Source organism: Caballeronia novacaledonica (assembly GCF_900258035.1).
GTDB classification, from domain to species: Bacteria; Pseudomonadota; Gammaproteobacteria; order Burkholderiales; family Burkholderiaceae; genus Caballeronia; species Caballeronia novacaledonica.
Genome location: NZ_OGTP01000004.1, coordinates 25915 through 40197, shown reverse-complemented (window position 1 = coordinate 40197; position 14283 = coordinate 25915). Strand labels below are relative to the sequence as shown.

At 62.4% G+C, this 14283-nt stretch carries 14 protein-coding genes; 7 read left to right on the top strand and 7 right to left on the bottom strand.

Going from position 1 to position 14283, the window contains the following annotated elements; translation table 11 throughout:
* Window positions 1-216 precede the first annotated feature (216 nt).
* The 3 genes from NOV72_RS08175 to NOV72_RS08165 all read left to right on the top strand — a co-directional run bounded on the left by NOV72_RS08175 (window position 217) and on the right by NOV72_RS08165 (window position 3452).
* Window positions 217-831 carry an HAD family hydrolase gene (locus NOV72_RS08175; RefSeq protein WP_106854100.1) on the top strand — a complete coding sequence of 205 codons (615 nt, stop codon included), beginning with the start codon at window positions 217-219 and terminating at the stop codon, window positions 829-831.
* A 417-nt stretch (window positions 832-1248) separates the two neighbouring features.
* Window positions 1249-2916 (top strand): Nramp family divalent metal transporter, encoded by a 1668-nt coding sequence (locus NOV72_RS08170; RefSeq protein ID WP_106854099.1) that lies wholly within the window; start codon window positions 1249-1251, stop codon window positions 2914-2916.
* A gap of 65 nt (window positions 2917-2981) precedes the next feature.
* Complete coding sequence (locus NOV72_RS08165) at window positions 2982-3452, top strand: hypothetical protein (RefSeq protein ID WP_245932946.1); 471 nt, start codon at window positions 2982-2984, stop codon at window positions 3450-3452.
* A 10-nt stretch (window positions 3453-3462) separates the two neighbouring features.
* Here NOV72_RS08165 and NOV72_RS08160 read toward each other — a convergent pair whose 3' ends face one another.
* Window positions 3463-4317: an SDR family NAD(P)-dependent oxidoreductase gene (locus NOV72_RS08160; RefSeq protein WP_106854098.1), complete on the bottom strand. Its 855-nt coding sequence runs from the start codon at window positions 4315-4317 to the stop codon at window positions 3463-3465.
* Between the two features lie 163 nt (window positions 4318-4480).
* On the opposite strand from NOV72_RS08160, the gene NOV72_RS08155 reads away from it, so the two are divergent.
* Window positions 4481-5467, top strand: coding sequence for a transglutaminase family protein (locus tag NOV72_RS08155; RefSeq protein WP_106854097.1), 987 nt, complete (start codon window positions 4481-4483; stop codon window positions 5465-5467).
* A gap of 156 nt (window positions 5468-5623) precedes the next feature.
* Here NOV72_RS08155 and NOV72_RS08150 read toward each other — a convergent pair whose 3' ends face one another.
* The 5 genes from NOV72_RS08150 to NOV72_RS08130 form a co-directional block, all read right to left on the bottom strand.
* A complete protein-coding gene (locus NOV72_RS08150; protein ID WP_245932945.1) occupies window positions 5624-6364 on the bottom strand; it encodes an SDR family NAD(P)-dependent oxidoreductase in 741 nt (246 codons plus the stop codon).
* A gap of 10 nt (window positions 6365-6374) precedes the next feature.
* Window positions 6375-6737, bottom strand: a complete 363-nt coding sequence (locus tag NOV72_RS08145; RefSeq protein ID WP_106854095.1) for a cupin domain-containing protein — start codon at window positions 6735-6737, stop codon at window positions 6375-6377.
* A gap of 94 nt (window positions 6738-6831) precedes the next feature.
* Window positions 6832-7911, bottom strand: a complete 1080-nt coding sequence (locus NOV72_RS08140) for an extracellular catalytic domain type 1 short-chain-length polyhydroxyalkanoate depolymerase (RefSeq protein ID WP_106854094.1) — start codon at window positions 7909-7911, stop codon at window positions 6832-6834.
* Window positions 7912-8002: 91 nt separating this feature from the next.
* Window positions 8003-8443, bottom strand: a complete 441-nt coding sequence (locus NOV72_RS08135) for a phasin family protein (RefSeq protein ID WP_181290917.1) — start codon at window positions 8441-8443, stop codon at window positions 8003-8005.
* A gap of 184 nt (window positions 8444-8627) precedes the next feature.
* The gene (locus NOV72_RS08130; protein ID WP_146149959.1) at window positions 8628-9755 is read right to left on the bottom strand and encodes a YncE family protein; all 1128 of its coding nucleotides are present in this window, start codon (window positions 9753-9755) and stop codon (window positions 8628-8630) included.
* A gap of 373 nt (window positions 9756-10128) precedes the next feature.
* On the opposite strand from NOV72_RS08130, the gene NOV72_RS08125 reads away from it, so the two are divergent.
* Window positions 10129-10332 carry a cold-shock protein gene (locus NOV72_RS08125; protein WP_106854091.1) on the top strand — a complete coding sequence of 68 codons (204 nt, stop codon included), beginning with the start codon at window positions 10129-10131 and terminating at the stop codon, window positions 10330-10332.
* Window positions 10333-10749: 417 nt separating this feature from the next.
* On the opposite strand, the gene NOV72_RS08115 is transcribed toward NOV72_RS08125, so the two are convergent.
* Window positions 10750-11415: a TetR/AcrR family transcriptional regulator gene (locus NOV72_RS08115; RefSeq protein ID WP_106854089.1), complete on the bottom strand. Its 666-nt coding sequence runs from the start codon at window positions 11413-11415 to the stop codon at window positions 10750-10752.
* Window positions 11416-11594: 179 nt separating this feature from the next.
* On the opposite strand from NOV72_RS08115, the gene NOV72_RS08110 reads away from it, so the two are divergent.
* Entirely contained in the window at window positions 11595-12722 is a 1128-nt protein-coding gene (locus NOV72_RS08110) for an HlyD family secretion protein (protein WP_106854088.1), read from the top strand.
* Window positions 12715-14280 (top strand): MDR family MFS transporter, encoded by a 1566-nt coding sequence (locus tag NOV72_RS08105; protein WP_106854087.1) that lies wholly within the window; start codon window positions 12715-12717, stop codon window positions 14278-14280. Before NOV72_RS08110 ends, NOV72_RS08105 begins: the two co-directional genes overlap by 8 nt.
* Window positions 14281-14283 lie beyond the last annotated feature (3 nt).

Here is a 14283-nt window from a genome sequence, read left to right as displayed (position 1 = left end):
CTTGTCCGCGCGTATCCGGAAAACATGCGCGCCCGGACGCCGGTGACGGCATGCTTGTTCCGGCGCATCGCGGCGCGGTTCACCGAGCTTTCTTCCCACGTTTTTCCCTGGCCGATTCGTGTCGCAATGCGCGAATTTTGCGCAGCTAGAATGGGACGTTGCGCCATCCGAGGGGTGGCGTCCTTCTCCTGCAGGCCAGTCGCGTGAGGCACCGGCATGACAGCACCGATCTCGCTCGTCCTGTTCGATATGGAAGGCGTCCTGTCTCACTACGATCGCGCGGTGCGCGCCGATCATCTCGCGGCGCTTTGCGGAAGGCCGTCCGAAGCCGTGCGTGAAGCAATCTGGGGTTCCGGCCTCGAAGCTCGCGCGGACAGCGGCGAGATCGGCGAAGACGACTATCTCGCCATGCTCGGCAATCTGCTCGGCTGCCCGATCAGCCGCGACATGTGGCTGGCGTCGCGCCGCGCGTCGATTACGCCCAACCTCGAAACGCTCGATCTGGCGGCGAGCGTCGCGCGAAATCGTGCCATCGCGGTGCTGACCAATAACTGCCGTCTGGTCTCCGATCACATCGGTTATCTGAACCCGCCGGTCGCGCGCGTGTTCGGCGCTCGCGTCTATGCGACTGCGTCGTTCGGCTCGGCGAAGCCGGCGGCGCAGGCTTACTACGGCTGTCTCGAACGGCTGGGCGCGCGGGCTTCGGAGACGTTCTTCATCGACGATTCCGATGCAAACGTGCGCGGCGCGCTCTTTGCCGGGCTGCTCGCCTACAAGTTCGTCGATGCCGATGCGCTGGCGAAGGAATTCAGGCAAAGGAACCTGATCTAGCGCGCGATCTTAAATAGCTTTCGACGCTTGAAAGCTTGCGCGCTGAACCGCACCAATGACCGGCCTTTTGCGCGTCTATTTCACCAACCGTGTTGACGCGCCTCAAGAACCGCGCCTACAATTTTTTCATCTCCACGAAAGGGGCTGATGCCTTGGACACAAGCAGTAGTCGATCATCGAAAAGTTTCGCCGCCTAGCCGGCCGGACGTCAGCGCTTCCTTTCCTTAGCCGCCGTCCCGCCAGCAAGCGGACGGTGCGCGTCGCAGCAGTTTTCCCCGTGCACCTCACTTAAGCGCCTGACAGGCGTCGCTCATGCGCGCCCGTCAGGCATTCGCCGCGTCCATGCGCGGCCGACCCGGCGTGCCCGCCGCAAGCGTGCACGACCGTATGCAGAGTTCACGATCACGGATAACAACAATGTCGACGCCATCGAACGTTTCATCGCCGGGCAGCGCCGCGCCCGAACGCAGCGCCGTGCTCGATTCAGCCCATCTCGGCGATATCAAGGGCGCGTTCGGCACCATCGCGCATCACGACACGGCGCCGCGACGCAACGCGTGGGCGCGCTTGCGGACTTTGCTCGCGATCATCGGCCCCGGTCTCATCGTGATGGTCGGCGACAACGACGCGGGCGCGTTCGGCACTTATACGCAAGCCGGACAGAACTACGGCACCACCCTGCTCTGGACCTTGCTGCTGCTCGTCCCCGTTCTGTTCGTCAATCAGGAAATGGTCCTGCGTCTCGGCGCGGTGACGGGCGTCGGTCACGCCCGGCTGATCTTCGAGCGTTTCGGCAAGTTCTGGGGCGCGTTCAGCGTCATCGATCTGTTCATCCTCAACGCGCTGACCATCGTCACGGAATTTATCGGCATCACGTTCGCGCTCGGCTTTCTGGGCGTCTCCAAGATGGCGGGCGTGTGTATCGCCGCGGCGCTCATCATGGCGGCGGTCAGCACCGGCAACTTCAGGCGTTTCGAGCGATTCGCGCTCGTGCTGTGCCTCCTGAGCCTGCTGCTGGTTCCCGTGCTCGTGTCGGTGCATCCGCCCGTCGGCCAGATGTCGCGTGATTTCTTCGTGCCGAACTGGCCCGCGCATACGCGACTGTCGGATGTGATGCTGCTCGTCATCGGCATCGTCGGGACGACGGTCGCGCCGTGGCAGTTGTTCTTCCAGCAGAGCTATATCGTCGACAAGCGGATCACGCCGCGCTTCATGAAGTACGAGAAGGTGGACTTGTGGATCCGCATCGCCTTCGTGCTGATCGGCGCGGTCGCGATGATCTCGTTCAGCGCCGCGCTGTTCGCCGGCCATCCGGAGTCCGGGCAGTTCACCGATGCAGGCGGCGTGATCGCCGGGCTGGAGCGGTATGTCGGCAGGACGTCCGCGACCCTCTTCGCCGTCGCGCTGCTCGACGCCTGCATCATCGGCGCGGCTGCCGTGTCGCTATCGACCGCATATGCGATCGGCGATGTCTTCAGGATTCGTCATTCCCTGCATCGCGGCGTGTCCGATGCAAAGGGATTCTATTTCGTCTACTTCGGGATCATCGCGGTGGCGGCGGCACTGGTTCTCATCCCCGGCAGTCCGCTCGGCCTGCTCACGGAAGCGGTGCAAACGCTCGCCGGCGTGCTGCTTCCGAGCGCGACGGTCTTCCTGCTGCTCCTGTGCAACGACCGCGCCGTGCTCGGGCCGTGGGTCAACTCCAGGGCGCTCAACGTCTTCACGGGCGCGGTGGTGTGGCTGCTGGTGATGCTGTCCATCGTTCTGACCGCTTCGGTCATGTATCCGGACATCAGCGGCGAGACCATCGGCGCGATTCTCGCGGGTGGTACAGTCATCGCCCTTGCGGGTTATGCGACGATCTTTCTGCTTCGCGCACGGCAAGGCCGGGAAGCGACGAGCATCGAAGCGCTCTCGCATGAGCGGCACGCGCGGGACACGTGGCGCATGCCGCCGCTCGATCAGTTGCCCAGGCCCCGGCTCACCTTGACGAGCCGGATCTGGATGACCGCCTTGCGTGCTTACCTCGTCATTGCCGTGGGACTCGTCGTCGTCAAAGTCGCGCAGATGGTGCTGATGAAATGACCCGCGGCGACCTTGCCATCGGATAAAAAAACATGAGATCACTCGTTCACCGAACCAGCATATCCGTGGCCGCGGCCTTGCTGCTCGCCGCACTCTCGACAACCGCGCGCGCCGACGATGCGCAGAATTGCCGCGCGGCCGGCGGCACGCTGCTCACCGGCCGAGCGGTGTCGCCGCCGACGTTCAAGGACGGCATGTTCCGTCACGGCGTGGAGCTGTCGCATACGCATCTGCGGATCAAAGGCGACGCCGACGGCAAAACGTACGATGTCGCCATCGACAACGTCTTCGCTTCGGGCTATCAGAAAAACAGCAAAGGCGTGCCTGCCCCGCTGAACACGATCAAAGTCGGCGACGGGATCGAAGCATGCGGCATTCCGTTTCGCGGCGGCATCCATTGGGTACACAACAATTGCGGCGACACGCCCACGTCGTCCGATCCGAACGGCTGGCTCAAGATCGTTCGGGCGGACGGAAGCGTCGGACCGAATCTCGAAGATGGCCAGACGTATTGCGGTCTCTGGCCGCATCGCTGAATCGAACGGCTCAACGAGGCTCTTCGATGAACGCGTCGAACGCCGCCTTGTAATCCGGATGCCAGCGCGACAACGCAGGCCGGTTTTCCACGATATCGCCGATGGCCCACAGCATGCGGCGTTCGTCGAGCGCGCGCGGCACGTCGTTATCGGGACACAGGATGTAGAAGTCGCCGGCGTCCAGACGCTCCAGCATGAAGTCGACGGTCTGCTCGGGCGTCCACGCGGCGGCGGGTTTTTCCGTCCGATCTCTGCGGGTCAGCCCCGTGTACACGAAGCCGGGAATGAGCAAATGCGCGCTGATGTTGCACCCGGCGGTATTGCGCAGCTCGTGTTGCAGCGCTTCCGTGAACGCCTTCAGTCCGGCCTTCGAAACGTTGTACGCCGGGTCACCGGGCGGCGTCGTGATGCCTTGCTTCGAACCCGTATTGATGACGAGCCCCGGACGTCCACGCTCGATCATCGCGGGAACGAAAACCTGCGTGCCGTGAATCGCGCCCCACAGATTCACGCCCAGCACGCGATTCCAGTTCTCGGCCGGACCGAAGATACCGCTGCCCGGCTGAATCCCGGCGTTGTTCATCAGGATATCGGCGCCGCCGAATCGTTCGACGACGGCCGCGTGCAGACGGCGAACATCGTCGATGACGCTGACATCGGTTTCGAATCCGAATACGTTCTGCGCGCCGCCCGCGCTCACGCCGGCGATTTGCGCGACGGCTTGCGCGATTCGATCCGCATCGCGATCCGCGATGCAGATGCGCAGTCCCAGCCCGGCGAACCGCTTCGCCGCAGCGAGACCGATACCCGATGCGCCACCCGTGATGACGGCAACGGCGTCTTTGGTCAGAGCAGAATGAGACATGTGTCGATATCCCTGTTATGCGCCGGGCGCTGGCGTGCGCACCGCGCGATTCCGATGAAAACGAGGGTAGCACGCTCCGGCGCGACGGCTTTCTGGATCGCGCCATCGATGGCATCATGGCCAAGTCGGCGGCCAGCTTCGGCATCGCCCTCGGAGGCCGCACATGTCCGTCTTTCTCGAAGTCGAACACGTCACAACCTATCGCTATAACAAGCCGGTGGAGTTTTCCCCGCATCGCGTGATGTTCCGGCCGCGCGCCGCGCACGACATCCGCGTGCTGTCGGCGACGCTCGCGGTGTCGCCGCACAGCACGCAGCACTGGATTCAGGACGTGTTTTCCAATTCGGTCGCGATTGTCGAGCCGCGCGTGCCCGCCGAGGCGCTGGAGCTTCGCGCGCGCTTCGTGATCGAGCATTTCGGCGTCAGGAATCTGGAGTTGCCGGTCGCGCCCGAAGCCGAAAACTATCCGTTTCAGTACGCCGACGAGGATCGGCTCGATCTGGCGTCCTTCCTGCCGCCGCAATATCCCGACGATCAGCCCGCGCTGCGCGACTGGGTCGCGCAGTTTCTGCCTCGGCGCGGCACGATCCACACGCGCGACATCCTCGCGAATATCAACGACGCCATCCGCGGCGACTTCCAGTATCAGTCGCGCGACGCGATGGGCACGCAGCGTCCGTCCGAGACGCTCGACCGGCGCAGCGGCACCTGCCGCGATTTCGCGCTGCTGATGATGGAAGTGGCGCGCGGACTGGGACTCGCCGCGCGCTTCGTGTCGGGATATCTGTACGACCGCGCGCTCGACACCCCCGCCCCGCCGGCGACACGCAACACGGGATTGCAGCAGGGCGCGCGACAAGTCGAAAGCCGCGACGAACCGCTCGTCGTCGGCGCTGGCGCGACGCACGCATGGCTGCACGTGTACCTGCCGGGCGCCGGCTGGGTGCCGTACGATCCGACGAATTCGCTCGTCGGCGGCACCGATCTGATCCGGGTCGCCTACACGCGCAAGCCCGAGCAGGCCGCGCCCGTGTCCGGCTCCTGGTTCGGCGACGCGTCGGATTTCGCCGGCATGGATGTCAGCGTCAGCGTGCGGCAGATCGAACGGCCCGCCGAGCCGGCATCGACGGGCGAAAGCATCTCGCATTAGGCTCGCGGTCAGCGGCTGAATCACGGTCGATTCCTGAATGCGGCACGCGACCACGAACGGCGATTGCGTCGCCGGCGGGCTTTGCGTAATCAGCAGCGACACGCCGCGCGAACAAGTGGCCCTTCACGGCATATCGACCGCCCGCCGCTACGCGAATCAAAACGGACTGATGCCTGACATGCCTCCGTCGACGGCGAGGTCGGCGCCTGTCATGTAGCGCGATGCATCGGATGCGAGAAAGAGAATGGCCGCGGCGATTTCGGCTGGCTCGGCCGGACGCTTCATCGGAATCACGCGCGACCATTCCAGCAGTTGCGCTTCCGTCATGCCGAGGCTATCGAAAATGGGCGTATTGGCGACGCCCGGAGAAATGCTGTTGACGCGTATGCCGGATTCGACGAATTCCGCCGCGAAGCTCTTTGCAAGCGAAACGACCGCCGCCTTCGACGCACAGTAAGCCGAGAAATTTTTCGTGCCCTGATTCGCCGCGAGCGACGCGACGAGGATGATCGACGCTGGCCGCGCAAGGAACGGCAACGCCTCGCGCACCGTTGCGTAGACGCCGCCGACGTTGGTATTGAGCACGTCGGAGAATTGTTCCAGCGATGTGTCGCGCACCGGCGTTTGCCGGGAAACGCCCGCATTGGCGACCACGACATCGACCTTGCATTGAAAGTGGCCGGTTGCCGTTTCGTAGAGCCGTCGCATGTCGTCCGCAATCGCGGCGTCGGCTACGACAGGCAGCGCGTTTTCACCGAGTTTCTGCGCGGCGCGTTGCAGTTTCTCCGCGTTACGCCCGCTGATGACCACGCGCGCGCCTTCGGCCACGAATCGTTCGGCGGCGGCGAAGCCTATGCCACTGCCGCCGCCCGTGACGACCGCCAGAGCATGCTTCATTAACATCGCGTCATCCCCGCAAATTGACGACCAGTGCGCGGCCGGAACGCAGCGCGCGCGTCGTATGGCCCGTGCCGTGTGTATCGCCGGCGAGAAAAATCGCGCCTTGCGCGAAACGTTGCGCGGCGTCGCGGCCTTTCACGGCGATTTCGAGTTCGCCTTCGAGCACGATGACGTACTGTCTGGATGGCGGGTTATGCCAGCCGAGGACATAGTCGCCATCGAACTCGTGCATCAGAACGCTTTCACAAGCCTGCGGCGACGACAACGCCACTGCGACGCCGTTGAACATCACCGGGGCCGCTTCAAATGCGTCGATGCGTCTGAACGCCGAGTGTCCGTCGAGTCCCGCGTATATCTCGATGCATTCCATCGTCTCTCCTCTCGTCACGCCCTGGACAGACAGAAGCTGTTTCGATGACTTCCGGAAATGTCGAATCGAAGTCTAGGCGGCGAGGGAAAAGAATTCAAAGCGGATTGGTTTGAATCGGCGGGCTATTCTCTAAGACGAATTCACCGAAGAATCGCGCAATCTCTCTGCTCGCGCGCGGTCCGCGCATGTCCGTATGCGTGCCATCGGGATGGCCTCCCGACCATGCATGTCCCAGTCCGTGCACGACCCACTGTTCGCCGATCAAGTCGCCATCGCGATCATGAAACACCTGTCGCGTATAAGCGTGGCCACCCGCTTCATGACCGGTGTGGATCGCGGAAGGCGCCGCTTTGTCGTCGGTGACGCCATGCAGGAGCTGACTCATCGACACGATCTGTTCGGCGTTACGCGGATGCACGGTGCCGTCGGCATCTCCGTGAAAGACGATCAGCGGCACCGCGCGCAACCTGGGTTCGTCGGACGAAGTCAGAGGCAGGCGCACTTTGCCCCGGCCGTCGTTCATTGCGCAGAGTGCGGTCAACTGCTCGTCGGCGACGCCGAACGCCAGGCCTGAATGAATCGCCGCGGCGGCGTAGAGTTCCGGATGCGTCACGGCGAGATTGACGGCCAAAGCCCCGCCAGCCGACATGCCCGCAACGTAAATGCGCGCGCGATCGACGTTATACGCAGCCGCAACCTCACGCGTGAGCGCCGCGATCGCCGCCGCTTCGCCCGAAGCGCGCGTCTGATTCGCCGGCAAGAACCAGTTCCAGCACTTCAGCGGATTCGAACTCTCCGGCTGCTCCGGATAGACGGCGATGAAGCCCTGCTCCTCGGCGACGATGTTCATTCCGGTGCCCGACGCGAAGTCGTCCGAGTCCTGCTGCGCGCCGTGGAGCATGACGATCATCGGCAATGGCCGACCTTCGTATGCGGTCGGAATATAGATCTTGAACCGATAAGTATCGTTGCCGTATTCGAACTGATCGCTCGACCAGCCATGACCGCTCACACGCGCTGTTCGCGCTTCGCTCTCCGATTGCAATTCGGTCGCAGGGGCCGCGATCGCCGGTTCGGCATTGTCGAAAAAGTGCGCCGTGAGACCGACGAGTTCGCCGGGGAACAACGACCAGAACGAGTCGTGCGCCCATGCAAGCGGATGGAAGGGATTCATCGATTTTTCCCGTGGGAGCGGGCAGATTAAAAAACCCGCGTGTTGCGGGCTTTGAACACCAAACGTGAGACGTCAGAACCGACGTCGCGAATTAGCGCTTCGAGTCGACTTTGGACAGACGTACGCTCTTTTCGGATTGCGCGATCGCTTCGGCGTCGTCCGATGCGTTGGCGATGCTCGATACCAATGCGACCGGCACCTGCGAGACAGACTCGGACGCCCGTTTCACCTCAAAGCCGAACTGCTCGAGCGGGCCACGAGCCTCATTGAGGATGTCCGTCTGCGTCGCACGGACGATCTGCCAGAAATGCCGCGCATAAGCCGCCGCTTTTTCCGGCGTCTCGGCGAGCAGCGTCGATTGCCAGCTCAGAAAATCGCCCGGTTTCGCATTCGGACCGGCCTTTGCAATGGCGGCGCTTTCTTCGAAAACGGTCTTTGCCGTCTGCACGTTCAGATCAGCAAGCTGCTGAAGCCCGCTGGCATAGCGCTTTGCAACATTAACGAATATCTGCAGGTTCGTTGCCGGAAGCACGAACGTTTGATTCGCGAAAGAAGACGGAAACATTGATACTCCTGAGATCAGATTCGAAAGAAAACCGTATTTATGACCGAGTACGATTTTGCTGCACCGCAATATCGAGGTTCATCATACGGCACTTTCGGCTGTCGTCAAGTGAGCATTTGCGATCTCGTTCGCGCTGTTTATGTCGGACGATTCAGCGCGCCAACGCCACGAACGGCGTGACGCCGCCGGGGACCGAACCGCTTGTGAATGACCGCATTCCGAGATCGATACTGCGGTACTTTCCATTCGCCCGTTGCTTCAACTGACTGACGGACGCAATGTCGCTCCGCTCGAAGAGAACGGACTCGGTCGTGGGATCGTATTGCATGTATTCCACGAGACTCGACGAAGTCAGTAAGGTCGTTCTGGTTCTGTTCGCCACGTCATAGAGAATGATCGTGCTTGGGCTCGTGTCATTGTCGTCGGCAAAAAGAATCTGGCCATTGCCGATGGTGGTGAGGAAGCTCGGATTCTTTTCCGGCAGATCGGTCAGCACGCGTGTGATGCCGCTTTCCAGATCCATTTCCGTCAGATTGCCCTCGGCGTCGAATGACGTGAAGCTCACGAAATAAGCCTTTTTCGCGTCGTCGGTCACGGCAAATTCACGATTCATCTTGCTCGACGCCGAACCCGCCGGATAGCCGCCCACGATATACGCGCTGGCCGTCTCGATGCGAAGGACTTCGAGTTGATTCCCCGGCTGGTTCGCGAGCGCGTAGAGATGTTCATCGTCATTTTTCGCCGTGACGACCTTGATGAGACTGTAGGCCGCAGGCAGCACCAGCTTTCTGACGAGCGCGCCCGAGTCCGTGTCGATGACGCTGATGACGTTCTTGCTCGACAGATAAACCTGCTTCCCATCCGGCGCGGGCTGGAGGCTATAGCCGGTGAAAGTCGTCAGCAACGGGCCGATCGGCGTGACATGCAGCACGGTATTGGTGGCGGTATCGATCGTGGCGAGATCGATCGAAGTCGGGCTTCTTTCCAGAAGCACGTGCAGCCGTTTTCCATCGACGCTCGCGAACATTTGATCGACTTGCGTGTAATCGCCCGTCAGCGAAAGATCGATCGAAGCCTTCGGCGCGCGCGAAGCGAAATCGTATGCGGTCACCTGCGCCGGCGCCTGAGCGCGCGTCAACGTGTACACGGTTTCGTTCGGCCGTGGAGCGCCGTGGAACTTCTGCGTCATCTCGATGGCATCGGAGCCGGCGTCGCCGCCGCATCCGGTAATCAATACTCCTGATGAAATCGCCAGAACCAACCCTCGCATCCTTCTCATGCTCTTCTCCGTTTTCAAGACCGTGCGGTGCCGCGCACGGCGGAAGGAAAACATCTTCAGCGCGTAATCAGATCGGAGGCTTCAATCAAAGCATTGCCGCGAGCTTCTTCCTTGCAGCGCGCAAGCGTCAATCATTAATTTTCCTAGTTGTCGAATGAGAGCGCCGCGCGGCGCCGGTTCCCTTCCTGCCGGGCCCTTGTCGATTTAGTTACCCAATAGTTGACCGTTTCGTTGGGACTTGGTATGATTGAAGGTGAAGTTCAAGAAGTTGACTGCTGCTCATCAATCGTCCGTCCGTTGCCGGAATTCGTTGTCCACTCCCCTCCTTGATGCTTCTCTCGTTCAACACACATCATTAATTCAAGGATTTTCCATGGATAGCGGTATCGTCAAGTGGTTCAATGACACCAAGGGTTTTGGCTTCATTACGCCCGATAACGGCGGCGACGACCTGTTCGCTCACTTCTCCGAAATTCGCGCCGATGGTTTTAAAACCCTCGCCGAAGGTCAAAAGGTAAGCTTCGAAACGAAGCGTGGCCCGAAGGGCATGCAAGCCTCGAATATCAAGCCGCTTTAATCGCAGCTTCCCGGGACCTGCTGTTCGGGTCCCGTTCCCTCAGGTTTTCCGCTTCTCCCTTCCCCCTCATTGCCGCAAGTCCCGACATCGCTCGGCGATTGACTACGCGCGCACTCCATTTTCATTCTTTGCGTTTTAACGTACGTTTCAACGCCTGAAAAATATAAAACCTAATGGCATCCATTCAAAATTATCACGGCTATGCGGTACAAGCGACCGCACACCGTTTGCCGGATCGAACGTTTTCGGCAAATGTTTCAGTCGACCGGACAAGCAAGCGTTCTTCCGAATCGCATTACGCGTTTTATTCCGTCGGCTATTTCTCGAAGGAAGTCGAGGCCATCGCTTACGCGCGTCGCTGGGCGAAAGACTGGATCGACACGCGCGGATAAATCCGCTCATTCCCCGAATCGGGCGTTATTTGAGCACCGCCGCCTCCACCGCGGCCAGATAGGCCGCCAGCGCCCGCTTGACTTCGCGCAGATAGCGGCGCGCCAATTGCACGTCGCCCATCGCCGGACGCAATTTGACGGCCAGCGCGCCGCCCGCGAGCGCATGAAGCATCTCCACATAAAGCTCACGCTCGGACGCTTTCACGCCGGGCATGCGTGCGTCGATCACCTTTCGCATCATGCTCGACTTGCGTTTCTTCTTCGCTTCATCGTGCGGCATGACCGACATCAGGATCAGAAAATCGGTCTTCCGTTCGAAATATTCGATGTGCGGCGTCATGATGCGATCGATCACCGCTTCCGCCGACAGCCCGCGCCACGTTTCGCTGTCGATCCGGCCAAGCTCGTCTTCCAGTTCTTCGAGCGCCGCCGCATGACGGTCCCACAACGCGGCGAGCAAGCTGTCGCGATCCGGAAAGAAGTGATACATCGAGCCGATCGGCGTCTGAGCGCGCCGCGCGACGCCATGCATCGTCACGCCCTCGAGACCTTTTTCCGCGATCAGTTCGGCGGTCGCGTCGAGCACGGCCTCGATGCGCGCACGTCCGCGCGCCTGCAGCGGCGAACGCGCGGCGCTGCCGCGCTCCTGAGCCTGCAACTCGCTTTCATTGTCGGCGCGAGGTTTTTTCATCGTCTCTCCTGGGACGGGCCAAACTAGACGCGATCGTCTAGATTCGTGCATACTAGACGACATCGTCTAGTTTGGCGAGCGCACCGCGTGTATCGAACATGCAGCAAGCGCGCTCACCGTCTCGTATTCATCGAAGACTATCGCACGCACGCGGTAGCGCAAGAAATCCCGGAGAAATCATGTCAGTCACAGCGCCCACGCACGGCGATCAACCCGCTGACGCCGCCCAGAGCAAACCGTCACGCAAGCGCGTGCTGATCGCGATCGGAATCGTCGCGGTCGTCGTCGGCGTTGCGTGGGGGCTGCGCTGGTGGACCGTCGGCCGCTTCGTCGAAACCACCGACGACGCTTATCTCAAGGCCGACAGCGTGACCATCGCGCCCAAGGTGAGCGGCTACGTCACGGAAGTGCTGGTCGAGGACAATCAGACCGTCGCGGCGGGCGCGCCGCTCGCGCGGCTCGATACGCGGCAGTATCAGGCGTCGCTCGATCAGGCGAAGGCGACGCTCGACGCCCGCGCCGCCGACATCCAGCGCGCCGAAGCCGAATTGAAGCAGCAGCACGCGAACGCAGACCAGGCGAAGGCGCAGGCCGACGTCGCGCGCGTGAGTCTCACGCACGCGGAGGACGACGTGACGCGTTACCGTCCGCTCGTCGCGACCGGCGCGGAAACCGCCGAGCGCCTCGCAAGCCTCGTATCGACGCGCGATCAGGCGCGTGCCACGCTCGCCGCGAACCTCGCCGCCGCCCGTTCCGCCGCGATGCAGATCGGCGCGACCGAAGCGCAGATCGCGCAGGCCCGCGCGCAGATGGAAGCGGCGCAGGCGCAACTGAATCAGTCGAAGCTCGATCTCGACGACACCACGCTCGTGAGTCCCGTCGCGGGCCGCGTGGGCGACCGCACGATGCGCGTCGGCCAGTACGTGCAGCCCGGCACGCGCCTGATGACGGTCGTGCCGGTCCAGTCGCTCTATCTCGAAGCGAACTTCAAGGAAACGCAGGTGGGCCGCATGCGTATCGGCCAGCCGGCGACGCTGCACGTCGATGCGCTCAAGGGCACCGATCTGCACGGCGTCGTCGAGAGTTTCGCGCCCGGCACCGGCGCGCAGTTCGCGCTCCTGCCGCCCGAAAACGCAACCGGCAACTTCACGAAGATCGTGCAGCGCGTGCCCGTGCGCATTCGCGTCGATACGGGTCCGGAAACGCGCAAGGTGCTGCTGCCGGGATTGTCGGTGACGGTCGATGTCGACACGAAAGCCGCCACCGACGACAGCAAACGCGTCGCCGCCGAGAATCGCCATGACTGAATCGCACGCACGCGCGAGCGCCGTCGACTGGATCGCGGTCACGGCCGGCGCACTCGGCGCGCTGATGGCCACGCTCGACATCTCCATCACGAACTCCGCGCTGCCGCAGATTCAGGGTGAAATCGGCGCGACCGGCACCGAAGGCACGTGGATTTCGACCGGCTATCTGATGTCGGAAATCGTGATGATTCCGCTCGCCGCGTGGCTTACGCGCGTGTTCGGCCTGCGCAATTTCCTGCTCGGCAACGCGGTGCTGTTCACGCTGTTCTCGGTGATGTGCGGCCTCTCGAACTCCCTGCCGATGATGGTCGCGGGCCGCATCGGGCAGGGCTTCACCGGCGGCGCCATGATCCCGACCGCGCAGACCATCATCCGCACGCGGCTGCCGCGCGAGCAGATGCCCGTCGGCATGACGATCTTCGGCCTGATCGTGCTGCTCGGACCGCTGCTCGGCCCCGTGCTCGGCGGCTGGCTCGCGGAGAACATTTCGTGGTCGTGGTGCTTCTTCGTGAACGTGCCGGTGGGCTTCGCGCTTGTCGCGCTGCTCGTGACCGGCTTGCCGCCCGAGAAGTCGCACTGGGAGTCCTTTCTCAAAGCCGACTGGCTCGGCATCGCGGGCCTGGCGATCGGTCTGAGCTCGCTCACCGTCGTGCTGGAAGAAGGCCAGCGCAATCAATGGTTCGAATCGAGCGAGATCGTGATGCTCACCTGCGTCACCGCGTTCGGCTTTCTGCTCATCGCGCTGTCGCAGTTCACCGCGAAAAAGCCGATCGTGCGGCTCTCGCTGCTGCGCAATCCGCGCTATGCGAGCGTGATCCTGATCGTGTTCGCCGTGGGCGCGGGGCTGTATTGCGTGTCGTTTTTGCTGCCGCAGTTTCTGAGCATCGTCGCGGGCTATAACGCGTTGCAATCCGGCTCGATCATGCTGGTGTCGGGCGTGCCCGCGTTTCTCATCATGCCGGTGCTGCCGCGTCTGCTCGGCAAGGTGGATTTCCGCGTGCTCGTCATCACGGGTCTGCTGTTCTTCGCGGCGAGCTGTCTGCTCGACATTTCGCTCACGGCGCAAAGCGTCGGACGCGACTTCTTCTGGTCGCAAATCCTGCGCGGTTTTGGCCAGATGCTCGCGATGATGCCGCTCAATCAGGCGTCGATGGCCGCGGTGTCGCGCGAAGAATCCGGCGATGCCGCCGGCCTCTACAACATGGCGCGCAATCTCGGCGGCTCGGTGGGTCTCGCGATCCTCGGCACCGTGATCGACCGGCGCAACGACTTCCATACGGCTGCGATCCGCGAATCGCTGACGGCGAACTCGGTGATCGGCCAGGAACGCATCGCCGCGAGCGCAGCGAACTTCGCGGCGCAGGGTGGCGACATCGCCCACGCGAAGATGCAGGCGCTCGGCCAGTTGTCGATGCAGATCGGCCAGCAGGCCATCGTCATGACCTACTCCGAAACTTTTTACGTGCTGGCCATCGCGCTGCTCGCGTGCCTGCCGCTCGCGCTTCTCCTCAAGACTCCGCGCGCGCAAGCCGGCGAAATGCCGTCCGCCGGCCACTGATGT